The following is a 26,105-nucleotide window of genomic DNA, read 5'->3' on the forward strand; positions in this document are numbered from 1 at the left end:
CGCCGTCAGGTCGCCGCCGAAGGCCGACTCAGGGGCCCTCGACCTCGCCGATCCGCATGATCCGGCCGTGCGAGTCCAGCACCACGTCGTAGGCGTTGCCGTGGCAGCCGTACGGGTCGGCCGGTTCGCGCTCGGCCAGGCAGTCGTCGATGTGGGCGATCAGCTCGTCGAGGCGGACGGTCCTGGCCGGTTCGTCGTGCGTGACGTCGACCAGGGTCGCCGCCACGCCCGCCCCCGCGAAGCCGTAGTGGACGGGGCTGCCGACGGGCTCGTAGCGGGCGGAGCCGCAGCTGAAGCGGGCGGACCGGGCGGTGAGTTCGGCCGGTCCGGCGGAGACGACGACGAGGAACTCGTGGCCGGGGCGGCCGGTGGGAACGGCGCACCCGGGCCCGGCGGAAGACTCCGCGGAGGGCTCGGCGGAGGGCTCGTCGGGAGACGCGGGCGCGTCCGGCGAGTCCACCGGGGCGGGCACGTCGGGCGAAGCGGACGAGTCGGGCGAGGCGGAGGAGAAGGCGGCGGACGGCTCGGCCGAGCCGGAGTAGTACTCCTCCTCCTCGTAGAAGAGGCCGTCGTCCTCGTCCAGCAGGTCGTCCGCGCCCTCGTCGGCCAGCGCGGCGGCGGAGGCGGCGGCCACGGTGGGGCCGGAGTCGGCGGGCGTGCAGCCGGTGAGGGCGGCGGCGGCGCCGCAGGCCAGCAGGGCGGCGGCGAGGAGCATGCGGGGGGTGGCCATGACACAAGTCTCCCCGGGCGGCGGCGGTTGGCGGTACCCGCTTAACACGACCGGGGCCCGGCCCGTGGTTCCCGCCGGGGCCCCTCCCCCGCCGGATGTGCGGATCCGGCGGGGGAGGGGAGCCGATGAGCGGCCGTCAGGCGGCGGCAGGGGAGCAGGTGGCGGCCGTCAGGCGGCCACCGGCCGGCCCGCCTCGTACGCCTCGCGCACCCGGGCCTGCGCCCGCGCGCCCGCCGCCAGGTGGTCGAGGCCGAGCAGCGCCGCGCCCAGCACCGGCGGGGCGACGACGACGCGCGGCTCGGCCAGCGGCGCGGCCTCGGCGAGCCGGGCGGTCACGTTGTCCAGCAGCAGCGGATGCCGGGAGGCGAGCACGCCGCCGCCCAGCACCACCGGGGTCGGGGTGTCCAGCAGGTCCAGGCGGCGGAGCGCCACCACCGCGAGCCGGACGATCTCGTCGGCCTGGCGGTCGATCAGCCCCCGCGCCACCTCGTCGCCCTCGTCCGCGACGGCGAACAGTACCCGGACGATCTCGTGCAGCCGCGCGTGCGGCAGGTGCCCGAGGTGGACGGCCTCGGCGACGGCGCCGGCGCCGGGCAGGCCGAAGTGCTCGGCGATGGCGCGGGCGAGCCCGGTCGGCCCGCCGCGCCCGTCCTCCGCGCGGACGGCGTGCCACATGCTGGCGACGGCGAGTCCGGAGCCGCCGCCCCAGTCGCCGGTGAGCTCGCCGAGGGCGGGGAAGCGGGCGGTGCGGCCGTCCGGCAGCAGGCCGACGCAGTTGATCCCGGCGCCGCAGACCACCGCGACCCCGCGCGGGCCGTCGGTGCCGGCCCGTAGCAGGCCGAAGGTGTCGTTGACGACGGTGTTGCCGACGCCCCAGGGGTGGGACTCCAGCGCCACCCGCAGCGCCTCCTCCTCGACCGGCAGGTCGGCGTTGGCCAGGCAGGCGCTGACGTGGCCGGTGAGCACGCCGCTCCAGGACGGGTGGCCGGCCTCGGCGGCGGCCTGCTCGACCAGCGGGGCGAGGCCGGCGACGGCCGCCGCGCCGCCGATCTTCTGCGGTTCGAAGCCGCCGCCGCGGGCGGTGCCGAGGATGCTGCCGTCGGTGCCGATCAGGGCGACGTCGGTCTTGGAGTTCCCCGCGTCGATGGCGAGGACGCCGGGCAGGAGTGGTTCGGGCTGGTGGGTCATCAGGTCCCCGCGGCTCGTACGTGGCCCGGGCCGTTGGTCGTCGGCCGGGTGCCCGGCGGTGGTCCCGGCCGGGTGGCCCGGCCGAAAGGTCCCCGGCCGGGGGTGGACGGTCTCCTCGCGGTGCCCGTCCGGCGACCGGGGGCGGTCGCCGGACGGCGCGGAGCGGGCCGGGTCAGGCCCAGGCGAGGTGCTCGCGGTTGTGGGCGAGCAGGCGGTCCGTGAGCTGGTCGGCGAGCTCGATCTGGCCGACCAGCGGGTGGGCGAGCAGGGCGTCGAAGACCCGGTCGCGGCCGCCGCGCAGGGCGGCGTCGAGGGCGAGCTGCTCGTACGCGGTGACGGCGGCGACCAGTCCGGCGTACAGCGGCTCGACGGGCCGCTGCGGCAGCGGGCGCACGCCCCGCGCGTCCACCTCGGCCGGCACCTCGATGACGGCGTCGTCGGGCAGGAACGGCAGCACGCCGTCGTTGCGGGTGTTCACCACCTGGACGGACGTGCCGCCGCCGGTGCCGAGCAGCGCGGCGATCAGCTGGACGGCCGCCTCCGAGTAGAAGGCGCCGCCGCGCTTGCCGAGCAGCTCGGGCTTGGTGTCCAGGGCCGGGTCGGCGTACAGCTCCAGCAGCTGCCGCTCGATCTCGGCGACCTGCGCGGCCCGCGAGCCCTGCTCCCTCAGCTCCGCCACCACGGCGTCGTGCTGGTAGAAGTACCGCAGGTAGTAGGACGGCACGACGCCGAGCCGCTCGATGACGGCCTGCGGCAGGTGCAGGTCCTCGGCGATCTCCTTGCCGTGCGAGGCGAGCAGCTCGGGGAGCACCTCGCGCCCGGTCGTGGCGCCCGGGGCGTCCAGCAGGGTCACCCCGCGCTCCCAGGTCAGGTGGTTGAGCCCGACGTGGTCGAGCCGGACCAGCTCCGGGTCCACGCCCAGGTGCCCGGCGAACTTGCGCTGGAAGCCGATCGCGACGTTGCACAGCCCGACGGCCTTGTGGCCGGCGGTCTGCAGCGCCCGGGTGACGATGCCGACCGGGTTGGTGAAGTCCACGATCCAGGCGTCCGGGTTGGTCCGGCGCACCTGCTCGGCGATGTCCAGCACCACCGGGACGGTGCGCAGCGCCTTGGCGAGCCCGCCGGCGCCGGTGGTCTCCTGCCCGACGCAGCCGCACTCCAGCGGCCAGGTCTCGTCCTGGTTGCGGGCCGCCTGCCCGCCGACGCGCAGCTGGAGCAGCACGGCGTCGGCGTCCGCGACGCCCGCCGCCAGGTCCGTGGTCACCGTGACGACCGCGGGGTGGCCCTGCCGGGCGAAGATCCGCCGGGCCAGGCCGCCGATCAGCTCCAGCCGCTCGGCGGCCGGGTCGATCAGCACCAGCTCGCCGACCGGCAGGGTGTCCCGCAGCCGGGCGAAGCCGTCGATCAGCTCCGGAGTGTACGTCGAACCCCCGCCGACGATTGCCAACTTCAGTGCGGACATCAGCCCTTGACCCCTGTCAGTGTCACGCCTTCGATGAAGGCCTTCTGAGCGAAGAAGAAGAGGACGATCACCGGGGCCATCACCATCATGGTGGCGGCCATGGTGAGGTTCCAGTTGGTGTGGTGGGCGGCCTTGAAGGACTCCAGCCCGTAACTGAGCGTCCAGGAGTCGTGGTTGTTGCTGGCGTAGATCTGCGGGCCGAAGTAGTCGTTCCAGCAGTAGAAGAACTGGAACAGCGCGACCGCGGCGATGGCCGGCTTGGCCATCGGCAGGACCACCCGCAGCAGGGTGCGCAGGTCGCCGCAGCCGTCGATCCGGGCGGCCTCGATGTACTCCCTGGGGATGGTCATCAGGAACTGGCGCAGCAGGAAGATGGTGAACGCGTCGCCGAAGGCCATCGGGATGATCAGCGGCCAGAGCGAGCTGCTCAGGCCCATCTGCTTGGACCAGAACAGGTACATCGGGATGACGGTGACCTGCGGCGGCAGCATCATCATCGCGATGACCGCCATCAGCGCCAGGTTGCGGCCGCGGAAGCGGAACTTGGCGAGCGCGTAGGCCACCGGCAGGCTGGAGACCACGGTCAGCACGGTGCCGGCCACGGCGTACAGCAGGGTGTTACGCCACCAGGTGAGGAAGCCGGGGGTGTCCCAGACCTTGCCGTAGTTGCCCCAGTTCCAGCTGGTCGGCCAGTAGTCGGTGGTGAGCGCCTGCCGGTCCGACATCACCGAGGTGAGGAAGACGAACACGAAGGGCAGCAGGAAGAACAGCGCGGCGGCGATGGCCAGCGCGTGCACGGCCACCCAGTTGAGGGCCGCGCGGCGGCGGGCGGCCCGGGCGGCGGGTCCGCCGGGGCGGGAGGGGCCGGCCGCGGCCGGGGCCCTCGTGAGCGTGGAGCCAAGAGTCATGATCAGGTCCTCACGGGCCGCTAGTCGTCGCTCGCCATGAAGCCGGACCGGCGGCGGAGCAGGATCGAGGTGACGGCCATCGAGATGGCGAACAGCACCAGGGCGACGACGCAGGCCGCGCCGTAGTTGAAGCTCTGGAAGCCGAGCTTGTAGACCATCTGCGGCAGGGTCCAGGTGGAGCCGTTCGGGAAGCCGGGCTCGAAGGGCTGGCCGGAGCCGCCCGCGATGCCGCTGGCGACCTTCCCGGCGACGATCGCCTGGGTGTAGTACTGCATGGTCTGGATCACCCCGGTGACCACCGCGAACATGATGATCGGCGAGATGTTCGGCAGGGTGACGTACCGGAACCGCTGGAACGGGCCGGCGCCGTCCAGCGAGGCCGCCTCGTACTGTTCCCGGGGGACGTCCAGCAGCGAGGCCATGAAGATGACCATCAGGTCGCCGACGCCCCACATGGCGAGCAGGGTGAGCGCGGGCTTGGACCAGTCCGCGGAGGCGAACCAGCCGGGCTGCGGCAGGCCGAGCTCGCCCAGCAGGTGGTTGACCGGGCCGGTGCCGGGGTTGAACAGGAAGGCGAAGGCGACGGTGGCGGCCACCGGCGGGGCCAGGTACGGCAGGTAGAAGGCGGTGCGGAAGAAGCCGGCGCCGGTCTTCACCTTGGTGATCAGCATCCCGATGCCCAGGCCGAAGACGACCCGCAGGGTCACCATCACGACGACCAGCCACAGGGTGTTGCGCAGGCCCTGCCAGAAGGTCGGCAGGTGGTTGAAGACGTAGTCCCAGTTCTTCAGGCCGCTGAAGGTCGGGGCGCCGAAGCCGTTGTACGAGGTGAAGGAGAAGTAGGCGGTGGAGACGAGCGGGTAGGCGAAGAAGACGCTGAACCCGATCAGCCAGGGGGAGAGGAAGGCGAGGGTGCGGGCCGCCTCCCGGCGGCGCTTCCGGCGCAGCAGGTGCTGCGTGGAGGGCGCCGCCGGGCCGGTCGGTCCCGCGTCGGCCTCGTCGCTTCCCTTGCGGGTGCCGAACGCGAGTGACATGGGAGCTCCGTGGACCGTTCCCCGGCCTACTTGGCCTGGGCGATGTCGGTGTCGATCTGCTTGGCCGTGGCGGCCAGACCCGCCTGGAGGTCGCCCTGCTTGCCGGACTCGTAGTCGTAGCCGAGGTTCTGCAGGGTGATGAGGTAGCTGCCGCCGTTGACGGCTGGCGGGGTGGTGCCGGAGTGGGCGTTCTTGGCGACGTCCAGGAAGGTCTTGAAGTTCCGGTCGCTCACCAGCTTCGGCGAGTCCAGCGCCTCGAAGGTGCTCGGCACGTTGTGGATCGCGTTGGAGAAGTTCACCACCGCGTCGGTGTCCGTGGTCAGGTACTTGACGAACTCCCAGGCGGCGGCCTGCTTCTTGCTGGTGCTGGCGATGCCGATGATGGTGCCGGTCTGGTAGCCGCGGCCGTAGGTGTCGGCCTGGTCGTCCGGGACGGGGAAGGCGGCGGTGGCCCACTCGAAGTCGGGCTTGTCCTTGGCGAGCGAGGCGGTGCGCCACTCGCCGTCGAGGGCCATCGCGACCTGGCCGGTGTGGAAGGGGTTCTTGGCGCTGAACTCCTCGCCGAAGGTCGCGCGGTACTTCTCCAGCTTGTCGTAGCCGCCGAGCTGGTCGACCAGGCCCTTCTGCCACTTGAACATCGCGGCGACCTTCGGGTCGGTGGCGATGTTCGACTTGCCGTCGGCGCCGAAGTAGGTCGCGCCGTACTGGCCGAGGAAGTGCTCGGTGGTGGACTCGTAGCCGTGGTACAGCGGCATGTAGCCGAGCTGCTTGTACGAGTCGCCGTCGGCGACGGTCAGCTTGGCGGCGTCCTCGGCGAACTCGCTGAAGGTCTTCGGCGGGTTGGCGATGCCGGCGTCGGCGAAGGCCTTCTTGTTGTAGTACAGGCCGTACGCGTCGCCGAGCAGCGGCAGCGAGCACTGGTTGCCCTGGAACTGCGTGTAGTTGAGCATCGCGGCCGGGAAGGTCTTGGCCGGGTCGATGCCGCTCTTCTGGAGCATCGGCTTGAGGTCGACGAAGGCCTTGGTCGAGCAGAACATGCCGACGTTGTTGGTGGTGAAGGAGGAGACCACGTCCGGCGCGTCCGAGCCGCCCGCCCGCAGGGCCTGGTTGACCTTGTCGTCCTCGAGGCCGTCCACGGACTTGACGTGGATGTTGGGGTGGGCCTTCTCGAAGGCGGCGATGTTGTCGTTGATCGCCTTCTTCTCGTTCTCCTGGCTCCAGCCGTGCCAGAAGGTGATGGTGACGTCCTTGCCGCTGGCCGAGTCGTCGGAGCCGCCCGAGTCGCTGGAACCGGTGCAGGCGGAGGCGAGCAGGGCCAGGACGGCGCTGCCGGCGACGGCGGCGATCGTGCGGCGGCCTCTGCGGGAGGTGGTGGCGTGCACTTCGGGATCCTCCTGGGGGTGCGCGGGCAGGCCTCGTTGCCTCGGGTCCCGCGTTCGGGGGTTGGGGAGAGGTGGGTGCAGGTGGCGAGGTGACAGGGGGAGCGTCAGTGGGTGCGTCGAGTTGATCGGGGGCGGACGTCAGTGGGTGGAGAAGACCGCCTCGCGGGCGTCGGACAGGGCACGTTGCAGGGCGCCGAGCAGGACCGGCGAGCCGGACAGGGCGGTGCTGCGGACCTCCGGCCGGGCGATGGAGATCCGCGCCAGTTCGTCCTCGACCAGCGCGCGCAGCCGTTCGCCGCCCGCGCTCGGCACCACACCGGAGAGGACCACCAGCTGGGGGTCGACGACGGCGACGATCACCGCCAGCCCGACGGCGAGCCGCCCGGCCAGCTCAGCGAGGAAGGCGTCGCCGGCGCCGGGGGTGGCCAGCGCCCTGGCGATGGACTCCTGCGCGGTGGCCGCGCCGAGCCCGTGCTCACGGGCCAGCGACCGGACGGCGGGCGCGCCGACCAGCGCCTGGAACCCGCCGAACTTGCGGCGGCGGGCGTCCCACTCGACCGGGGAGTCGGGCAGCGGCATGTAGCCGACCTCCCCGGCGCCGCCGGTGAAGCCGCGGTGCAGCCGCCCGGCGATCACGATCGCCGCGCCGACCCCGGCCCCGGCCCAGAGCAGGACGAAGTCCTCGAAGCCGGCCGCGGCGCCCGAGGAGCGCTCGGCGACGGCGGCCAGGTTCACGTCGTTCTCGATCGACACCGGCGCGCCGATCGCCTCGGTCAGCTCCTCGACCAGCCGCGGCGAGTGCCAGCCCGGCAGGTGGGAGGCGTAGCGCAGCTTGCCGGTGACCGGGTCGGGGGCGCCGCCGACCCCGATCGCGACGGTGCGCAGGGCGCCCTCGGGCAGACCGGCGGCCCGGACCGCCTCGGCCACCGCGGCGGCGACGGTGGGCACGGTCGCGGCCGCCGGCACGCCCTTGGTCGGCACGGTGTGCCCGGCCAGCGTGGTGCCGGTGATGTCGGCGACGGCGACCTCGATACCGCTGTTGGTGACATCCAGTCCGGCGACGTACCCGGCGGCCGGATTCACCTGGTACAGCCGGGCGTTGGGGCCGGGCCCGCCCGCCGTGGTACCGACCGGCAGGACCAGCCCGGCCGCCTCCAGCCGGGCCAGCAGCTGGGAGGCGGTGGGCTTGGACAGCCCGGTGAGGGTGCCGATCTGGGTACGGGAGAGCGGCCCGTTCTCCAGCAGCAGTTCGAGGGCGGCGCGGTCGTTGATGGCGCGCAGCAGACTGGGGGTGCCGGCGAGGGGGGCCTTGGCGGTGCTCTTGGTCATGCCCGGCATCCTCCTCTTCCGGCTGGTCGTCGACGTCCCGCGGGTGTCCCCGGCGTGGGGAGCGGGCGGGTTTCGGACGAACTGTTAGGAAACTTTCCAGTCGCTAGGGAAGGACCGTAAGCGCCCTGTCGTAGGGGTGTCAATGGTGGGCGGAGCGGAGGATGCCGAAGCGTTACCCGACACCACGAAGCCCCGCCCCCACCGTGGTGGGAGCGGGGCTTCGTCCGTGTCCGTGCGGCCGAACCGCTACGGCTTCGACGCGTCGTCCGCCGCCCGGGCCGCCGCCGGGACCGGGGCCTGGGCCGGAACGGGCTCGGCCACCCGGTCGGCGGGTGCGGCCTGTTCGGCGGCCGGGACCGGGGAGGGGGCGATCACCACGCCGGTCGCCCCGGCCGTCACCGCGGCGACCTCCTCCTTGACCTTGATCCCGGCCCCGTCGAAGGCCGCCTTCAGCCGCTGGCGCAGCGCCCGGGAGACGGAGGCCGCCTTGCCCGGGGCGGTCCTGGCCTCGACCCGCAGCACCACCGAGTCCGAGGCGACCGACTCCACGCCCAGGATCGACACCGGAGCCCAGATCAGCTCGTCGTACGGGGCCTCCTTGGCCATCTCCTCGGCCGTCGCCAGGATCAGGTCCTCGACCCGGATCAGGTCCTCCTTGTAGCCGACCTGGACGTCCACCGAGGCGGTCGCCCAGCCCTGGCTCATGTTGGCGATCCGCTTCACCTCGCCGTTGCGGATGTACCAGATCTCGCCGTTCCCGCCGCGCAGCTTGGTGACCCGCAGGCCGACCTCCAGCACCGTGCCGGTGGCGACCCCGGTGTCGATCTCGTCGCCGACGCCGTACTGGTCCTCCATGATCATGAAGACCCCGGAGAGGAAGTCGGTGACGAGGTTCCGGGCGCCGAAACCGATCGCCACACCGGCCACACCGGCGCTCGCCAGCAGCGGCGCCAGGTTCACGCCCAGCGCGGAGAGCACCATCAGCGCCGCCGTGCCCAGGATGCTGAAGGAGGCGACGCTGCGCAGCACCGAGCCGATCGCCTCCGAGCGCTGCTGGCGCCGTTCGGTGTTCACCACCCCGGTGTTGGCCAGCAGCCCGCCCAGCCGGCTCTCCTCCTGGTGCTCGGAGGTGCGCGCCATCCGTCCTATCAGCTGGGTGATGAGCTTGCGCACGACGGCCCGGAGCACCAGCGCGAGCACGATGATGAAGACGATCCGCAGCCCGGAGGCCACCCAGCCCTGCCAGTGGGTGTCGAACCAGCTGGCGGCCTGCCGGGTGGTGTCCGAGACCTCCTGCGCGCTGGTCGGGATCCGCAGGTCGAGCTCGGGCAGCTGCGCGGTGGGGCTGGGGGCCGGGGTCGGGGTGGCGAGCGTCGAGGACGCGTCGGACGGACCGGTGGCACCGGAGCTGAACACGTGCGGACCTTCCTGGCTGGGGTGCGTGGTGGGCCCGCACCGCCGGCAAGCGGCCCGCGGACCGTGGGCGTCAGCCTATCCGCCACCGCGGGCCCGCCCGGACACGCCGGAACCCCGCACGGGCGTACCCAAGGGCGTACGGAGCGTGTCGAACGCCCCGTCAACGCCCCCGTACGCTCCCCCCGAACCGGGGCTCCGGGGCCGTCCGGGGCAGGAGGGGCGCTGCTCCGGACGGCCGAACCGTGCCCCCGGCGGGCGACCCGCCGGAGTCACCGGGACCCGTCGCACCGCCACCCGGGTGCAACCCGACCTTCCCCCGGGCATACCGGCTATGACAGAGACCACACCCGGAGTTCGCGTCAGGTCCGTTACACAGGAGTGGTGGCGCCGTACAAAGGCGTAAGGCGACACTGGGGGAGATCGCGCACGAGTGGCGCGATCCAACCGCTCGTCCCGGCGCGAGCCACGCGCCGCAGGCGTCCAAGGAGGCATCCGTGCCGCATGTCCTGGTCCTCAACGCGTCCTACGAGCCACTCGGCGTCGTATCGATGCGCCGCGCACTCATCCTGGTCCTCAACCACAAGGCGGTCAGCCTGGAGGACTCGGAAGTCACTCTGCACAGCGCCACCAGCGCCCTTCCGGCGCCGTCCGTCGTCCGTCTGACCCGCTTCGTCCGGGTCCCGTTCTGCGGGCCCGTCCCGCTCACCCGCCGGGCGCTGTTCGCCCGCGACCACGGCCGCTGCGTCTACTGCGGGGCCGCCGCCACCAGCGTCGACCACGTCATCCCGCGCAGCCGCGGTGGCCAGCACCGGTGGGACAACGTGGTGGCGGCCTGCCGCCGCTGCAACCACACCAAGGCCGACCGCCACCTCACCGAGCTCGGCTGGCGGATGAAACGACCACCCGCGCCGCCCAGCGGCCTGGCCTGGCGCATCATCGGCACCGGGATCAAGGACCCGCGGTGGCGGCCCTACCTGGAGCCCTACGGCGGCGCGGACCAGCTGCGCGCCCCGCAGTGGGGCGAGTACGAGCACCACGACCGCACCGAGCAGCCGGTCCACCCGGTCCCGCTCGGCCGGGCCCACTCGGGCCACCCCGCCCCCGTCCGCCGCGGTGAGCAGCCCGAACCGCTCTCCGCCTGACCACAGCTCCACAAGGGCCCGCCCGTCACACCGTCGGTACGCGCCTCATGGGCCGCCGAGCCCCCCGCACCGGGGGCCGGCGGCCCGCCGCGTTTCCGCCCACCCGTGACCGGGCCCGGCAACGGCCACCACGGCTACGGCCACGGCTACGGCTTGGGCGCGGTCCCGCCCGCCGCCGCCGGAGGTGTCGCCGGCGTCCCGGGCGCGCCGCCGGGCTGGCCGGTCTGGCCGCCGCCCTGGCCGGCCGGGGGCTGCGGTGCGGCCGGCGGGGTCACCGCGTACAGCTCGACGCCCCACAGCGAGTAGCCGTACTTGGTCGCCCGTGCCACGCCCTGCACCCGGAGGTACCGGACGTTGGGCGCGTCGAAGCGCACCGTCTCGTCGCCGCCCTTGCCGTTGTCCACCGTCGCGGCGTCGGTCCAGGTGTTCCCGTCCGCCGAGACCTGGATCTTGTACGAGGCGGCGTACGCGGCCTGCCAGTGCAGCACCGCCGAGCCCAGCCTGGTCGCCTGCGGCAGTTCCAGCCGCACCCAGGCGTCGTCCTTGGCCGGGGAGGACCAGCGGGTCTTCGGGTCGCCGTCGGTGACCGCCGAGGCCGGGAAGTTCGCCGTCTCGTCGCCCGAGGAGGCGGCCTTGGCGCCGAGCGCCAGGTCCGGGCCGCCGGTGGGCGGCACCACGTGCACCTGGAGCACCTGCCGGACGGTGGTGCCGCCGGCCACGAACTGCACCGGCACCCGGTACGTCCCGGACGGCGTCTCCGCGGTGGCGCTGACCAGCAGCGGCACGCCCACCCGGCCGCCGCGCGGCACGGTCACCGGGCCGGCCGGGGCAACGGTCAGGCCCTTGGCGGCGGCCGGCACCTCGGTGCGCAGCTCGCCGGTGGTGCCCTCGGGGCGGCCGGCCTCCACTGTGGCCCGGGTGGTCACGGGCGCGGAGGCGCCGGTGACCACGTCCAGGGCCGGGTCGGAGAGGCTGAGCCGGGCCGCCGGGGCGTCCGCGTACCAGGGGATCACCTGGTTGACCACCGGAGGGTCGCCGCCGGGCTTCCAGGTCAGCCGGAACGCGTCGGCGGGCTGGCCGCCGGCCGACAGCTCGTTGTAGCCGGGCTGCACGGTGCCGATGTCGGCCCAGGTGCCGTCGGCCCGGCGCACCGCGAGGGTGGCGGTGGCGCGCACGGACGGGTCGGTCAGCACGGTGAGCCGGTCCAGCGGGCGGGCCGCGCCGAGCTCGACGGTGAGCGGCTCGTCCATCGCGGTCGGTGCCTTGGCGGCCCGGTACGCGGTGTCTGGGTTGCCGTCCAGCACGGCGGCGGCGGAGGAGCCGGGCACCGCGTCGGGGCCGCCGCTGACGCTGGCCGGGGAATCGTCCGGGGCGGTGACGGTGAACTCGCGCACCGCGACGGCGGTCTTCTGCGCGGCGGTGGCCCGCAGCCGCACCGCCCGGACCACGGTGCCCGGCGGGAGCTGGGCGCTGACCGTCTTCTGGTTCTTGACGGTGGCGAGCTGCTTCCAGCCGCCCTCGCCGGTGGAGTACTCCAGCACGCCGTCGCGGATGTAGTCGTCGGCGGCGGTCCGGGCGTCCGGGCCGTTGCCCCAGCCGCCCATCAGCACGGTCACGCCGCTGACCGGGCGGCCCGCGCCGAGGTCCAGGCCGACGGCGTCGCCGGGCTGCGGGGGAGCGGAGCTCCAGTAGAAGGTGTCGGCCACGCCGTCGGTCATCAGCGCGGGCAGGTGGTCCTGGGCGGTGCCCAGGGTGGTGGTCGGGGTGGCGGCGCCGCCACCCACGCCCGACCAGTTGTCGGCGGCGCGCACGGCACGGTCCAGGAACGGGCCGAGCACCCCGGCGCCGACGGTGGCCGGGGCCCGGTCCAGCTGCTCGCGCAGCCGGTTGAGCTCGACCCGGGCCTTCCAGGCCGCCGCGCCGTCGCCGCCGTGCTGCGCCAGCAGCATGTCGAGGGCGGACTGCCCGGCCAGCCCGTAGTCGCGCAGCGGGCCCAGCCAGGGCGCGGCCTCGCCGGCCAGCTGGGTGGTGGCCGGGGTGCCGGCCAGGGTCTGCTGGGCGGTGGCCATGGTGGCGAAGGCGTCCCGCAGCGGGGCGGCGGCCTCGATCAGCCGGGCGAGGTCGGGGGCGGCGCCGGAGGTCGGCTCGGCGGCCGCCCAGAACCGGTCCAGCAGCGGTGCCAGGTAGCCGGACTCCTGCTTGGACAGCGGGGAGGAGGTGCTGTTCCCGGCCAGTGCGGTGACGGCGGACAGCGCCGTCCCGACGGGCGTCGGGGCCGCGCCGGTCGGCCCGGCCAGCGAGCGCACGGCGGCCTGCCAGGACTCGTCCGGCTTGTAGCCGGCCGGGTTCCAGGCGAAGTCGCCGGCCGTCGACACGGCGATCCGGGAGGCCACCGGCTGCTGCATCGCGCCGGTCAGCAGCGCCGCCGAGCGGGTGGCCACCTCCGGGTCGCGCCCGGTGTAGGCGCCGAGGAAGAGCCGGTCCGGGGTGGCGTCGTTGACCGGGTAGTTGTCCATGGTGAGCAGCGGGTGCCCGTACAGCCCGGCGGTGTCCGAGGCCTGGGCGCCGGTGATCTTCTCCGGGATCACCCCGACCCCGCTCCAGGCCACCTGCACGCCCTCCGGCAGGGCCGCCGCCAGCGCCTTGCGGTACGGGGTGGAGCCCTGCTGGTGGTACTCGGTGGGGACGACGGACAGCGGCGCCAGGCCCGGGTTCTTCGCGATCAGCCGGTCCTGCACCTTCTTCACCAGCTCGGCCTGGGCCTTGGCGGCCGCGGCGGGTCCGGTGCCGTACTCGTCGCGGTCGTCGCCGCAGTGCCACTCGTCGTAGCTGACGTCCAGGAACTGCAGCTGGAAGGCGGTGAAGCCGAGCTTGCGCAGCCCGTCCAGCTTGTTCACCAGCGCGTCCACGTCCTTGCCGGAGCTGAAGCAGAGGGACTGCCCCGGGTCGATCGCGTAGCCGAGCGCGACGTGGTTCTGCCGTGCCCGGAAGCCCAGTTCGCGCAGCTCCTCGGCCTGGGCCGCGGGGTAGGCGGTGCGCCAGCGGGAGAGCCGGTACGGGTCGTCACCGGGCGCGTAGAGGTAGAAGTTCTGCTTGGAGCGGCCCAGGAAGTCGACCTGCTCCAGCCGCTGCTGCGCGGTCCACGGGGTGCCGTAGAAGCCCTCCGTGACGCCGCGCACCGGGGCGCCGGTCGGCCAGTCCCGCAGCGTGATCCCGGGCAGGCCGAGCCCGGCCGCACCCGGCGCCTGCCCCTGCCCGGCCGGTACGGCGGCGAGCAGCTGACGCAGGCTCTGCGCGGCGTAGAAGGTGCCGGTGGCGTCCACGCCGGCCAGCACCACGGCGCCGTACGTCCCGCCGCCCTGGGCGGGCAGCTGACCGGCCGACAGCACGTACCCGCCGGCCGGCATCCCCGCGGTCGTCGGCCCGGCGCCGTCCTTGCCGCCCGCGGCGGCGGACAGCTGCCGCAGCACCCGGTCCACCTCGCCGCCGGCGCCCTCGGCGGGCCCGCCGACGTACACCACCAGCGTCCCGGCGGTCGGCGTCCCGCCGTCCGGACGCGGCGTCACCTCGCCCGCCCCGGCGACCTCCAGCACCTCCTGGACGGCCCGCACCGCACCGATGTCCGCCTTGGGCGCGCTCACCAGCGTGACGGCGGACGGCACCGCGACGGGCTTGCCCGCCACGGTCTGCTGCTGCGGCTTCGGGAACACCTTCGGGTCGGTCACGCTGCCCAGCGGCGTCTGCGGCGCGGTGCTCACCACGTCCGAGGCCGTCGAGGCGGCCGTGGCCGCCGCGTACGCCGCCGACGGCAGCGAACCGGCCAGCAGCCCGCCGACCACCGCCGCGGCCGCGACCCCGGCCGCGATCTGCATCGCCCGCCGCCCCGGCCGCCCGGCAGCCCACCCGGACCGTTCCGCGCGTTCCTCGCGCACCGACGCCAACAGCGGCTCGGTGCCCTTGAGATCGGCGATCAGCCGGTCCGCCGTCCGCGGCGCCACCTGACGGCACGTCCGCGCCGTGGCCCGCCGCGCCGCCTCCGCCGCGGGGTGCTGCAGCACCTCCCGCAACGCCGGACTCTGCTCCAGTTGCGACCTGAGCCGCCGCCCGGCCGCTACGGACACTCGGGCTTGCACAGGAGCCTCCTCGCCAGGCCACGACCACATCGTCCGCAACCCCACCAGCTGGCCGATCCGGTGTCAACGCCGCCGACTGCTATGACCGTTTTGCGGCGTTTCATTGCATGTCGGACCAGCCCGGAAACGCCCGCGGGCACCGGGCTTCACGGCACATCCCGGGCGGCGGCCGTCCCCAGCCTGTATGGTCGGCCCCCGCGCTGACCCCCCGTCGCCTGCCACCGCGGCCCAGCTCCAGGCCCGGAGCGGCTGAAGGACGGCGAGGTCCTCACCTATGGACAAGGAGGGCGGCGACACGACCACGACGAACGCCGACACCTTCCACACCGACACCCTGAAGTCCTGCCGACCCGCCCCACCCCCGAGGGTCCGCCGCCGGCGTCGTGTCGCGCTGGGTGATCGTGGTGTCACGCGGGTAGGACTGTGGCTGTCCTGAACGGGCGTTGCCGAGACATCGCAGGAGCCGCGAGTGGCCGCTTACCACGACAGTGACGGAGCCGAGCAGGTACCGGCGCAGGATGCCCCGCCGCCGCCCGCCGAACTGGTGGCGCTGGCGCGGGCGTACGGGGTGGACGTCCGGTATCCGGGGCCGGGCGGGCAGGCGGTGGGGGCGCGGACGCTGGTGGCGGTGCTGGGGGCGATGGGGGTGGCGGCCGGGTCGCCGCAGGAGGTGGGGGAGGCGCTGGAGCGTCACCGGGCCGGGCAGCGGGCCCGGTTGCTGCCGCCGTGCGTGGTGGTCCGGCAGGGGCGGCGGACGGCGCTGGACGTGCCGGCGGACGCCCGGTTGCGGGTGGAGCTGGAGGACGGCGGGAGTTGGGAGCTGCCCCGGGGGCACTCGCACTGGGTGCCGGGGGACCTGCCGCTGGGGCGCCACGTGCTCACGGCGGAAACCGGCACGAGGGCCGCGCGGGCCGCACTGGTGGTCGCCCCGGAGCGGCTGCCGCAACTCCCGGGCCGCAGCTGGGGGTTCCTCGCCCAGCTGTACTCCGTGCTCTCCGAGCGCTCCTGGGGCATGGGCGACCTCGGGGACCTCGTCGAGCTGGCCCGGTGGGCGGGGGCCGGCCTCGGCGCGGGCTTCGTGCAGATCAACCCGTTGCACCAGGCCCTGCCCGGCGCCCCCTCCGACCCGTCCCCGTACCGCCCGTCCTCGCGCCGCTTCGCCGACCCGGTGCACCTGCGGATCGAGGCCGTCCCCGAGTACGCCTACCTGACCGGCGCCGGGCGCGAGCAGGCCGAGGAGCTGACCCGGCGGGCCGCCCGGCTGCGCGACGAGGTGCTGGTCCACGACGCCCTGATCGACCGGGACGCCGTCTGGCAGCTCAAGCGCGAGGCCCTGGAGCTGCTGCACGAGGTGCCGCGCGGCCCCGGGCGGCAGGCCGAGTACGACGCGTACCGGCTCCGTGAGGGCGAGTGGCTGTACCGGCACGCGCTGTGGAACGCCCTGGCCGAGGAGCACGGCGCCGACTGGCACCACTGGCCGAAGGGGCTGCGTCACCCGGACGGCCCACAGGTCGAGCACGCCGCCAAGGAGCTGGAGGAGCGGGTCGAGTTCCACCGCTGGCTCGCCTGGCAGGTCGACCAGCAGCTCGCCCACGCCCAGCGGGCGGCCCGCGAGGCCGGCATGCCGGTCGGCCTGATCCACGACCTGGCCGTCGGCGTCCACCCGGACGGCGCGGACGCCTGGGCGCTGCGGGACGTACTGGCCGGCGGCATCTCGATCGGCGCCCCGCCGGACGCCTTCAACGCCCACGGCCAGGACTGGGGCCTGCCGCCCTGGCGCCCGGACGCGCTCGCCGAGGCCGGCTACGCCCCGTACGCGGAGCTGCTGCGGGCCACCGCCCGGCACGCGGGGGCCCTGCGGATCGACCACGTGATGGGCCTGTTCCGGCTCTGGTGGGTGCCGCAGGGGCACCCGCCGACCGAGGGCGCGTACGTGCGATACGACGCCGAGGCGATGCTCGGCGTGCTGGCGCTGGAGGCGCACCGGGCCGGGACGGCGGTGATCGGCGAGGACCTCGGCACGGTGGAGCCGGGGGTGCGGGAGGAGCTGGCGGCGCGCGGGGTGCTCGGCACGTCCGTGCTCTGGTTCGAGCGGGACTGGCGGGGCGACGGCGCGATCCTCGGCCCGGACCGCTGGCGGTCCGGCTGCCTGGCCACCCTCACCACCCACGACCTGCCCAGTACCGCGGCCCGGCTCTCCGGCGAGCACGTCGAGCTGCGGCACCGGCTGGGCCTGCTGGCCCGGCCGCTGGGGGAGGAGCAGGGGCAGGCGGCGGCGGAGCTGGCGGACTGGCGGGCCGAGCTGGGCCGGCTCGGGCTGCTGGCCGAGGGCGAGCCGCTGACGATGCCGGTGCTGTACCGCTTCCTGCGGGCCACCCCGGCGGAGCTGGTCGGGGTCTGGCTGCCGGACCTGGTCGGGGACCCGCGCCCGCAGAACCTGCCCGGCACCTGGGACCAGTACCCGAACTGGCGCCTGCCGGTCGCGGACGGCTCCGGCGACCCGGTCACCCTCGAACGGCTGGCCACCGCCCCCGCCGCAGGCCTGCTCGCCCGGCTCCTGGCCCCGCGCGGTTCCGCCGGGTCGGCCCCGAGGCACGTCCTCCCGTCCCGCCCGACCGACCCCGACGAGCGCGCCCCCGTAAGCGGCGGGTAAGTTGGAAACGTGGACAAGAGGAACGCTTTGCGAGCCGGCGCGGTCTCCGCAACGGTCACGCTGATGATGCTGCTGTCGTCGCCCGCCATGGCCTTCACCAGGGACGACGGTGATGACCCCGGTTCCGGCCTGAGTGTGGGCCAGACCCTCGGCCTGTACGTGTTTCTCCCGCTGGTCGCCTTCGCGGTGATCGCCGGTCTGGCGGGCCTGCCCTACGGCAAGGGCAAGAAGAAGTAACACCCGCGCAGACGTCCCCAAGACTCGCACGACCCGCAGGGCTCGCACGACCCCCAGGACTCGCACGACCCGCAGGGCCCCCAGGTCCCGTACGACCTGCAGAGCCCGCACCACCCGCAAGGCCCGCAAGACCCCGAAGGGGCGCCGGACGATCCCGTCCGGCGCCCCTTCGCGGTTGCGAGGAGACCGTCAGCGGCCGCCCGCCGCACGGTCGGCCGCCTGGGCCTTGAGCGCGCGCTCGACGCCCGCCCGGGCCTCGACGACCTGGCGCCGCAGCGCCGGGGCCGGCTCGGCCGAGGCCAGCCACGCGTCGGTGGCCTCCAGGGTCGCGGCCGTCACCTGGAGGGCCGGGTACAGCCCGACGATGATCTGCTGCGAGATCTCGTGGCTGCGGGTCTCCCAGACGCCCTTGACCGCCGCGAAGTACTTCGCCGCGTACGGCGCGAGCAGCTCGCGCTGGTCGGACTGCTGGAAGCCGGCGATGACGGCCTCCTGCACATAGTTCGTCAGCTTGTCGGACTCCACCACCGACGCCCAGGCCTCCGCCTTGGCCCCGGCGGTCGGCCGGGCGGCGCGGCAGGTGGCCGCGTGCTCCTGGCCGGCCGCGGTGTTGTCCCGCTCCAGCTCGGCGGCGATGGCGGCCTCGTCGGCCCGGCCGGTGGCGGCGAGGCGCACCAGCAGGGTCCAGCGCAGCTCGGTGTCCACCGCGAGGCCCTTGACCTCGACCGAGCCGTCCAGCAGCCCGGCGAGCAGGCCCAGCTGACCGTCGGTACGGGCGACCGAGGCGAGGGCGCGGGCCCAGGCCAGCTGGTGGTCGCTGCCGGGCTCGGCGGCGCGCAGGTGCTCCTCCGCGGCGGCGGCCCAGCGGTCGAGGCCCTGCTCGCGCCACTGCGGGTCGGTGTAGGCGTCGAGGGCGAGCTTGACCTGGCGGTGCACGGACTGCACCACGCCGATGTCGCTCTCGCGCCCGATGCCGGACAGCGCCAGCGCCAGGTAGTCGCGGGCGGCCAGCTCGCCGTCGCGGGTCATGTCCCAGGCGGAGGCCCAGCACAGCGCGCGCGGCAGCGACTCGGTGAAGCCGCCGAGGTGCTCGGTGACGACGGCCAGCGAGTCCTCGTCCAGCCGGATCTTGGCGTACGAGAGGTCGTCGTCGTTCAGCAGCACGACGGCCGGGCGGTGCCGGCCGACCAGCTCGGGCACCTCGGTGCGCGGGCCGTCGACGTCCAGCTCGATCCGGTCGGTGCGCACCAGCGCGTCGCCGTTCAGCTCGTACAGGCCGATCGCGATGCGGTGCGGCCGCAGCACGGCCTCGCCCTTGGCGCCGGCGGGCAGCGCGGGGGCCTCCTGGAGCACCGCGAAGGACTCGATCTCGCCGTCGGTGTTGAGCACGATCGACGGCCGCAGCACGTTGATGCCGGCGGTCTCCAGCCAGGCCTTGGACCAGGCCTTGAGGTCGCGGCCGCTGGCCTCCTCCAGGGCGCCGAGCAGGTCGCTGAGCCGGGTGTTGCCCCAGGCGTGGCGCTTGAAGTACGCCTGCACGCCCTGGAAGAAGGCGTCCTGGCCGACGTACGCCACCAGCTGCTTGAGCACCGAGGCGCCCTTGGCGTAGGTGATGCCGTCGAAGTTGACCTGGACGTCCTCCAGGTCGTTGATGTCCGCCATGATCGGGTGGGTGGACGGCAGCTGGTCCTGCCGGTACGCCCAGGTCTTCATCTGGTTGGCGAAGGTGGTCCAGGAGTGCGGCCACTTGGAGCCCGGGGCCTCGGCCTGGCAGACCGCCTCGGCGTAGGTCGCGAAGGACTCGTTGAGCCAGAGGTCGTTCCACCACTCCATGGTGACGAGGTCGCCGAACCACATGTGGGCGAGCTCGTGCAGGATCGTCGCGGCCCGGGCCTCGTACGCGGCGTCGGTGACCTTGGAGCGGAACACGTACTGGTCGCGCAGGGTGACGGCGCCCGCGTTCTCCATCGCGCCGGCGTTGAACTCCGGGACGAAGAGCTGGTCGTACTTGGCGAACGGGTACGGGAAGTCGAACTTCTCCTGGAAGTAGTCGAAGCCCTGCTTGGTGACCTCGAAGACGGCCTCCGGGTCCAGGAACTCGCGCAGCGAGGGCCGGCAGTAGACGCCCAGCGGCACCTTCTGCTCGCCGTTCTCGTAGGTGTCGAAGACCCCGACGTACGGGCCGGCGACGAGCGCGGTGATGTAGGTGGAGATCCGGCCGGTGGGCTCGAACGTCCAGACCCGGGTGTCGCCCTCGCCGACCGGCTCCGGGGTCGGCGAGTTGGAGACCACGACCCAGCCCTCCGGCGCGGTCACGGTGAACGCGAACGCGGCCTTCAGGTCGGGCTGCTCGAAGTTGGCGAAGACCCGGCGGGCGTCCGGCACCTCGAACTGGGTGTACAGGTAGGTCTCGCCGTCGACCGGGTCGACGAACCGGTGCAGGCCCTCACCGGTGTTGGTGTACTCGCAGTTCGCGACGACCCGCAGCTCGTTCTCGGCGGCGAGGCCCGGCAGCGGGATGCGGCTGTCGGCGAAGGTCGCCGGGTCGAGCCGCACGCCGTTGAGGGTGATCTCCTCGACGCTCGGGGCGACCAGGTCGATGAAGGTCTCCGCCCCCGGGGTGGTGGCGGTGAACCGGACCACGGTGGTGGACCGGAAGGTACCGCCCTCGCGGGCCGAACCGAGGTCGAGCTCGATGTCGTACGCGTCCACGTGGAGGAGGTCGGCCCGGGTGCGGGCCTCCTCACGGGTCAGGTTTGTGCCGGGCACTCGCTGCACTCCTTTGTCAGACTGATGGTCCGAATCCTCGCACGTCCAACGGACGGGGCGGCCGAAAAATCACAGGCGGGGCGGGCCCGGGCGATCAGCCCGTGCCCGCCCCGCCCGTGTCGGTCGCCGCGCGGCCCGCGACGAGGGGTCACGCCCCCGGGATCAGCCCCGGAGGCGCCCCGGCGTCACTTCTTCCACTTGGTCAGCGGACCATCGCTGGCGCTGTAGCGGCGGAACGCGTAGACGGCGGCGCCGTCGTCCGAGACCAGGTACTCGGAGGTGCTGCTGCCGATGCCCATGCTGCTCGGCATCGTCATGGTGCCGAGGTCGGACATCGAGCCGTCGGTGGGCGAGAGCGTCACCAGCCGGGCCGGCTTGTTGTAGCCCTGGTCGACGATCGCGCGGACCTTGCCGTCCTTGTCGGTCCCGGCCACCAGGCGCATGTCGTTGCTCGTCGAACCGGAGTTGGCCGACCACAGCCGCTTGCCGGTGTTCAGGTCGTAGGCGTTGATGCCCGGCTTGCCGCCGCTGACCTGGACGTACAGCGTGGTGCCGCTGACCACGTTGCGGGTGAGGGCCTCGTTCTGGCCGGAGAGGCGCAGGCTGTCCGCGCCGGGCTCCTTGACGGACATCTGGGTGCCCGGCTTGTTGTCCTTGTCGAACGGCAGGACGTAGTCGCCCTGCGGGCCGTTGCCCATCAGCAGCACCAGCGGCTTGTCCTGGACGACCGAGTCGACCTCCTCGATGTTGCCGGTGAGGGTGATCGGGGTGCTGGCCGGCTTGCCGGTCTCGGCGTTGACGATGACCAGCTGCGACTTCGGGCCGCTGGTGCCGTAGCAGCGGTCGCTGACCGCGATCTGGGCGCCGGCCGCCTTGCCGCGCAGGACGCAGTCCTTGTCGCGCGGCTGGTACTGCCAGGCGGGCTGGCCGTTGGCGATGTTCAGGGCGGCGACGGCGTTGCCGCCGACGGCGACGACGTTCTCGGTGACGCTGAGGGTCGGCGAGGACATCCGGTCGGCCGAGACCTTGACGCTCCAGAGCAGCTTGCCCTGGGTCAGGTCGATGGCGCCGACGGTGGAGCAGTCGCTGTCACCGGTGTTGAAGGAGACGGCGGCGACGCCCTTGGAGTTGGCGGCGTACGAGGCGGTGCACAGCTCCTTGCTGCCGGCCGGGGCGGCGATGGTCCACGCCTCCTTGCCGTCGGTCAGGTTGAAGGCCCTGATCCCGGAGCTGTCGACGCGCACCGCGAGCTTGTCGGTGCCCCAGACGCCGAGCATCTGGTTCGAGCTGTCCGCGTTGGCCGGCTTGGGGGCGCTCCAGGCGACGTTGAAGGTGGCGCCCTTGGGAGCGGGGGCGGGGGTGGGGCCGTTGCTGGTCCCGCCGTTGTCGGTGGTGCCGGTGCTGACCGGGTCCGGGCCCGGGTCGGGGGCGGGCTTGGGGTCCTTGAGCAGGACGACCAGGGCGACCACGATCGAGATCGCCAGCACGCCGCCGATGATCCCGCCCCACAGCATCACCGGGTTGCGCTGCTTGGGCGCGACCGGCGCGACGGGGTAGCCGTACCCGGGCTGCTGCGGGTAGTTGTAGCCGCCCGGGTTGTAGGCCTGCCCGGCGTCCGGGGCGCCGTACGGGGCACCGGGGACCGGGTCGTACGGGCCGACCGGCGCGGCACCGGGCGGCGGCGGGGCCTGGCTGGGGAACCCGGGCGCGGTCGGCGCGTACGCCGCGTACTCCGGGCTGCCGACCGACGGCTGCGCGGGCGGCTGCACGGGCGGTGCCGGCGGCTGGCCGGGCGGCGGGCCCGCGGGCGCGACCGGGCCCGGGGTGACCTGTCCCGGGACGGCGGCGCCGTCGAGCTGCGTCATCTGGTCCGCGACGGCGGCCGGATCGACACCGCCGCCCGGCGGGCGCCCGAACGAGACGCCCCGGTTGTCCTGCGGACCGCTGCCGGGCGTTTCGCCTGCACCCGGCGTAGGGTGATCCCCTGCCATCTGATTCCCCGTCATGTCTGGATGCGTCCCCCTGGCGGTGCCGTCCACGGCCCCGATGGGACGGGTGAGAAGTGGCACCATGTTAGTGGTGCGTGGTTTTCGGCCGTCGCCAGGACAGCGGTTCCCCGTCCCCGCAGGTCCGGGCCGCGCAACACCTTCACCCCCCGATCACCCCGCCCCCACGCCCGCGCCCCCGCTCGCCGGCCCGCGCCGGGCGGCCGCCGTCCGCGCCCCCCTGCGCGCCCGCCCGCCGCAGCCGGGATCCCCGCCCGGGCCCCCGGGCCGTACCCTTCAGGAGTTGAAGGGGACGCCCGGCGGAGGGGTCCCCGCCCTGGGAGGGTGGATCATGTCGACGGACACACCGGGCTCGCAGTCGTCGCTGCACCGGGCGAACCTGGAACGGGTGCTCCGCGCGGTGCGGATGGCCGGCTCGCTGACCCAGGCCGAGATCGCCCGCGGCACCGGACTGTCCGCGGCCACCGTGTCCAACATCGTGCGGGAGTTGAAGGAGAGCGGCACCGTCGTGGTCGCCGACACCTCCTCCGGCGGCCGCCGCGCCCGCAGCGTCTCGCTCAGCGGGGACGCCGGCATCGTGGTCGGCATCGACTTCGGCCACACCCACCTGCGCGTCGCGGTCGGCAACCTGGCCCACCGGGTGCTGGCCGAGGAGAGCGCCCCGATCGACGTCGACGTCTCCGCCCAGCAGGGCTTCGACCGCGCCGAGGCGATGGTCGAGCGGCTGCTGACGCAGGCGGGCTTCCGTTCCGACAAGGTGATCGGCGTCGGCCTCGGCGTGCCCGGCCCGATCGACGTGGAGACCGGCGCGCTCGGCTCCACCGCGATCCTGCCCGGCTGGACGGGCATCGCCCCGGGCCGGGAGCTGGCCGAGCGGCTCGGCATGCCGGTGCACGTGGACAACGACGCCAACCTGGGTGCGCTCGGCGAGCTGGTCTGGGGCGCCGGCCGCGGGCTGAGCGACCTCGCCTACATCAAGGTCGCCAGCGGGGTCGGCGCCGGGCTGGTGGTGAACGGCCAGATCTACCGCGGCCCGGGCGGCACCGCGGGTGAGATCGGGCACATCACCCTGGACGAGGCGGGGCCGGTCTGCCGCTGCGGCAACCGCGGCTGCCTGGAGACCTTCGTCGGCTCCCGCTACCTGCTCTCGCTGCTCGCCCCCACCCTCGGCCAGGACCTCAGCCTGCCCCGGGTGGTCGAGCTGGCCCAGCAGGGCGACCTCGGCTGCCGCCGGGTGATCGCCGACGCGGGCCGGCAGATCGGCACCGGCGTCGCCACCCTCTGCAACCTGCTGAACCCCCGCCGGGTGATCCTCGGCGGGGACCTCGCCGAGGCCGGTGAGCTGGTGCTCGCCCCGATCCGGGACTCGGTGGCCCGCTACGCGATCCCGAGCGCCGCCCGTCAGCTCTCGGTCGTCCCCGGCACCCTCGGCGGCCGGGCCGAGGTGCTCGGCGCGCTGGCCCTGGTGATGAGCGAGATGGGGGAGTCGGGCGCGCTGGGCCGCGCCTGACGCCGCCGTCCGGCCCGCCCGCGTATTCAAACGCCTGTACGTCAACCTGAGGTGACCCGGCTTCCCGGCCCGACCTCCCGGAATGGCGGTAACCGAACGGTGGCACCGGGCGCGCCGCTTGGTGTCCGGCAGGCGGACATTAGACTCGACCGGTCGCCACCGGCCGGACCGTCGGACTGCCGCCGGGCCGGGCAGCGACGCCCGTCGGACCGTCCGTGGTCCGCGAACACTGAACGAGGAGGAACGGGTGGCCCTGCTGACCCGCATTCGGGGACCGCGCGATCTCGACCGGCTCACGCCCGGACAGCTGGCCGCACTGGCCCAGGAGATCCGGACCTTCCTGGTGACCGAGGTCTCCAAGACGGGTGGCCACCTCGGGCCCAACCTCGGCGTGGTGGAGCTCACCATCGCGCTGCACCGGGTCTTCGACTCCCCGCGCGACCGCATCCTCTTCGACACCGGCCACCAGAGCTACGTCCACAAGCTGCTCACCGGCCGCCAGGACTTCTCCCGGCTGCGGATGAAGGGCGGCCTGTCCGGCTACCCGTCCCGGGCCGAGTCCGAGCACGACGTGATCGAGAACTCGCACGCCTCCACGGTCCTCTCGTACGCCGACGGCCTGGCCAAGGCCAACCAGATCCTGGGCAAGAACGACCCGGTCGTCGCGGTGATCGGCGACGGCGCGCTCACCGGCGGCATGGCCTGGGAGGCGCTCAACAACATCGCCGACGCCAAGGACCGCCCGCTCGTCATCGTCGTGAACGACAACGAGCGCTCGTACTCCCCGACCATCGGCGGCCTGGCCAACCACCTCGCCACCCTGCGCACCACCCAGGGCTACGAGCGCTTCCTGTCCTGGGGCAAGGACGCGCTCCAGCGCACCCCGGTGGTCGGCCAGCAGCTGTTCGAGACGCTGCACGGCGCCAAGAAGGGCCTCAAGGACTTCATCGCCCCGCAGGGCATGTTCGAGGACCTCGGCCTCAAGTACATCGGCCCGATCGACGGCCACGACATGGCCGCCCTGGAGTCCGCGCTGACCAAGGCGCGCGGCTTCGGCGGCCCGGTGATCGTGCACTGCCTCACCGAGAAGGGCCGCGGCTACCACGCCGCCGAGAACAACGACGAGGACCGCTTCCACGCGGTCGGCAAGATCCACCCGGAGACCGGCCTGCCGATCACGAGCGGCGGCGGCCGGAGCTGGACCTCGGTCTTCGCCGAGGAGATGGTCGCGCTCGGCCACGAGCGCGAGGACATCGTCGGCATCACCGCCGCGATGCTCCACCCGGTGGGCCTGGCCCCGTTCGCCGAGGCCTTCCCGGACCGGATCTTCGACGTCGGCATCGCCGAGCAGCACGCCGTCACCAGCGCCGCGGGCCTGGCCACCAACGGCCTGCACCCGGTGTTCGCGGTCTACGCGACCTTCCTCAACCGGGCCTTCGACCAGGTCCTGATGGACGTCGCCCTGCACAAGCTGGGCGTCACCTTCGTCCTGGACCGGGCCGGCGTCACCGGCGACGACGGCGCCTCGCACAACGGCATGTGGGACATGTCGATGCTGCAGATCATCCCGACCCTGCGGCTGGCCGCCCCGCGCGACGCCGAGCAGGTCCGCGCGCAGCTGCGCGAGGCCGTCGAGGTCAAGGACGCCCCGACCGTGGTCCGCTACTCCAAGGGCACGGTCGGCCCGGCCGTCCCCGCGGTCGGCCGGATCGGCGGCATGGACGTGCTGCGCGCCGCCGAGGAGCCCTCCGGCGCCCACCGCGCCGACGTGCTGATCGTCTCGGTCGGCGCGATGGCCCCCACCAGCCTGGAGGTCGCCGACCTGCTGGCCGCCCAGGGCGTCACCGCCACCGTGGTGGACCCGCGCTGGGTCAAGCCGGTGGACGCGGCCCTGCCGGGCCTGGCCGCCGAGCACCGGGTGGTCGTCACGATCGAGGACAACGGCCGGGTGGGCGGCGTCGGCGCCGCCGTGGCGCAGGCGCTGCGGGACGCGGACGTGGACCTGCCGGTGCGCGACTTCGGCATCCCGCAGGAGTTCCTGGACCACGCCAGCCGGGCCGAGATCCTGGCCGAGATCGGCCTGAACGCCCCGGACATCGCCCGAAAGGTGACGGCTCTGGTCGCCAAGCTGGACGCGGCGCCGGTCAAGGCCTGACCGGAGGCCGTCCGGGGGAGCGGTCACCCGTTCCGCAGACGACCGTTTGTC

15 protein-coding genes and 1 pseudogene are annotated in these 26,105 nt (G+C 73.8%); 5 read left to right on the forward strand and 11 right to left on the reverse strand.

Going from position 1 to position 26,105, the window contains the following annotated elements; genetic code table 11:
* Positions 1 to 28: 28 nt before the first annotated feature.
* The 8 genes from ACFCY1_RS02225 to ACFCY1_RS02260 all read right to left on the reverse strand — a co-directional run bounded on the left by ACFCY1_RS02225 (position 29) and on the right by ACFCY1_RS02260 (position 9,449).
* Entirely contained in the window at positions 29 to 730 is a 702-nt protein-coding gene (locus tag ACFCY1_RS02225; protein WP_375873225.1) for a hypothetical protein, read from the reverse strand.
* Positions 731 to 898: 168 nt separating this feature from the next.
* Positions 899 to 1,918 carry an N-acetylglucosamine kinase gene (locus tag ACFCY1_RS02230; RefSeq protein WP_375873226.1) on the reverse strand — a complete coding sequence of 340 codons (1,020 nt, stop codon included), beginning with the start codon at positions 1,916 to 1,918 and terminating at the stop codon, positions 899 to 901.
* Positions 1,919 to 2,090: 172 nt separating this feature from the next.
* Positions 2,091 to 3,380 carry a 6-phospho-beta-glucosidase gene (locus ACFCY1_RS02235; protein ID WP_375873227.1) on the reverse strand — a complete coding sequence of 430 codons (1,290 nt, stop codon included), beginning with the start codon at positions 3,378 to 3,380 and terminating at the stop codon, positions 2,091 to 2,093.
* A complete protein-coding gene (locus tag ACFCY1_RS02240; RefSeq protein WP_049651466.1) occupies positions 3,380 to 4,288 on the reverse strand; it encodes a carbohydrate ABC transporter permease in 909 nt (302 codons plus the stop codon). Before ACFCY1_RS02240 ends, ACFCY1_RS02235 begins: the two co-directional genes overlap by 1 nt.
* Before the next feature lie 20 nt (positions 4,289 to 4,308).
* Positions 4,309 to 5,322, reverse strand: a complete 1,014-nt coding sequence (locus ACFCY1_RS02245; protein ID WP_117489905.1) for a carbohydrate ABC transporter permease — start codon at positions 5,320 to 5,322, stop codon at positions 4,309 to 4,311.
* Positions 5,323 to 5,348: 26 nt separating this feature from the next.
* Complete coding sequence (locus ACFCY1_RS02250) at positions 5,349 to 6,704, reverse strand: ABC transporter substrate-binding protein (protein WP_117489907.1); 1,356 nt, start codon at positions 6,702 to 6,704, stop codon at positions 5,349 to 5,351.
* A gap of 138 nt (positions 6,705 to 6,842) precedes the next feature.
* On the reverse strand, positions 6,843 to 8,033 hold the full coding sequence (locus ACFCY1_RS02255) for an ROK family transcriptional regulator (RefSeq protein WP_049651468.1): 1,191 nt from the start codon (positions 8,031 to 8,033) through the stop codon (positions 6,843 to 6,845).
* Between the two features lie 246 nt (positions 8,034 to 8,279).
* The gene (locus tag ACFCY1_RS02260) at positions 8,280 to 9,449 is read right to left on the reverse strand and encodes a mechanosensitive ion channel family protein (RefSeq protein ID WP_079272781.1); all 1,170 of its coding nucleotides are present in this window, start codon (positions 9,447 to 9,449) and stop codon (positions 8,280 to 8,282) included.
* A gap of 494 nt (positions 9,450 to 9,943) precedes the next feature.
* On the opposite strand from ACFCY1_RS02260, the pseudogene ACFCY1_RS02265 reads away from it, so the two are divergent.
* Positions 9,944 to 10,453 (forward strand): annotated as a pseudogene (locus ACFCY1_RS02265) (HNH endonuclease); the annotation flags it as partial.
* Positions 10,454 to 10,737: 284 nt separating this feature from the next.
* Here ACFCY1_RS02265 and ACFCY1_RS02270 read toward each other — a convergent pair.
* Positions 10,738 to 14,649, reverse strand: coding sequence for a beta-N-acetylglucosaminidase domain-containing protein (locus ACFCY1_RS02270; RefSeq protein WP_375873308.1), 3,912 nt, complete (start codon positions 14,647 to 14,649; stop codon positions 10,738 to 10,740).
* 544 nt (positions 14,650 to 15,193) lie between these two features.
* Between ACFCY1_RS02270 and malQ the strand changes: the two genes are divergently transcribed.
* Complete coding sequence (gene malQ / locus ACFCY1_RS02275; RefSeq protein ID WP_375873228.1) at positions 15,194 to 17,377, forward strand: 4-alpha-glucanotransferase; 2,184 nt, start codon at positions 15,194 to 15,196, stop codon at positions 17,375 to 17,377.
* A gap of 9 nt (positions 17,378 to 17,386) precedes the next feature.
* The gene (locus ACFCY1_RS02280; RefSeq protein WP_030238515.1) at positions 17,387 to 17,614 is read left to right on the forward strand and encodes a hypothetical protein; all 228 of its coding nucleotides are present in this window, start codon (positions 17,387 to 17,389) and stop codon (positions 17,612 to 17,614) included.
* A 189-nt stretch (positions 17,615 to 17,803) separates the two neighbouring features.
* Here ACFCY1_RS02280 and pepN read toward each other — a convergent pair whose 3' ends face one another.
* Positions 17,804 to 20,383, reverse strand: coding sequence for an aminopeptidase N (gene pepN, locus ACFCY1_RS02285; RefSeq protein ID WP_375873229.1), 2,580 nt, complete (start codon positions 20,381 to 20,383; stop codon positions 17,804 to 17,806).
* Between the two features lie 185 nt (positions 20,384 to 20,568).
* Complete coding sequence (locus tag ACFCY1_RS02290) at positions 20,569 to 22,248, reverse strand: PQQ-binding-like beta-propeller repeat protein (RefSeq protein WP_375873230.1); 1,680 nt, start codon at positions 22,246 to 22,248, stop codon at positions 20,569 to 20,571.
* A gap of 472 nt (positions 22,249 to 22,720) precedes the next feature.
* Between ACFCY1_RS02290 and ACFCY1_RS02295 the strand changes: the two genes are divergently transcribed.
* On the forward strand, positions 22,721 to 23,899 hold the full coding sequence (locus ACFCY1_RS02295) for an ROK family transcriptional regulator (protein WP_049651274.1): 1,179 nt from the start codon (positions 22,721 to 22,723) through the stop codon (positions 23,897 to 23,899).
* A 247-nt stretch (positions 23,900 to 24,146) separates the two neighbouring features.
* Positions 24,147 to 26,054 (forward strand): 1-deoxy-D-xylulose-5-phosphate synthase, encoded by a 1,908-nt coding sequence (dxs, locus tag ACFCY1_RS02300; RefSeq protein ID WP_375873231.1) that lies wholly within the window; start codon positions 24,147 to 24,149, stop codon positions 26,052 to 26,054.
* Positions 26,055 to 26,105: the final 51 nt, after the last annotated feature.

This window comes from Kitasatospora sp. NPDC056273 (genome assembly GCF_042268845.1).
Classification (GTDB): domain Bacteria; phylum Actinomycetota; class Actinomycetes; order Streptomycetales; family Streptomycetaceae; genus Kitasatospora.

What these genes read in the sequence shown, in the direction of transcription:
- ACFCY1_RS02240 (WP_049651466.1), bottom strand. Translation starts at nt 4,288, where the DNA reads ATGACTCTTGGCTCCACGCTCACGAGGGCCCCGGCCGCGGCCGGCCCC.
- ACFCY1_RS02290 (WP_375873230.1), bottom strand. Translation starts at nt 22,248, where the DNA reads ATGACGCAGCTCGACGGCGCCGCCGTCCCGGGACAGGTCACCCCGGGC.
- ACFCY1_RS02245 (WP_117489905.1), bottom strand. Translation starts at nt 5,322, where the DNA reads ATGTCACTCGCGTTCGGCACCCGCAAGGGAAGCGACGAGGCCGACGCG.
- ACFCY1_RS02255 (WP_049651468.1), bottom strand. Translation starts at nt 8,033, where the DNA reads ATGACCAAGAGCACCGCCAAGGCCCCCCTCGCCGGCACCCCCAGTCTG.
- ACFCY1_RS02235 (WP_375873227.1), bottom strand. Translation starts at nt 3,380, where the DNA reads ATGTCCGCACTGAAGTTGGCAATCGTCGGCGGGGGTTCGACGTACACT.
- ACFCY1_RS02230 (WP_375873226.1), bottom strand. Translation starts at nt 1,918, where the DNA reads ATGACCCACCAGCCCGAACCACTCCTGCCCGGCGTCCTCGCCATCGAC.
- ACFCY1_RS02295 (WP_049651274.1), top strand. Translation starts at nt 22,721, where the DNA reads ATGTCGACGGACACACCGGGCTCGCAGTCGTCGCTGCACCGGGCGAAC.
- ACFCY1_RS02225 (WP_375873225.1), bottom strand. Translation starts at nt 730, where the DNA reads ATGGCCACCCCCCGCATGCTCCTCGCCGCCGCCCTGCTGGCCTGCGGC.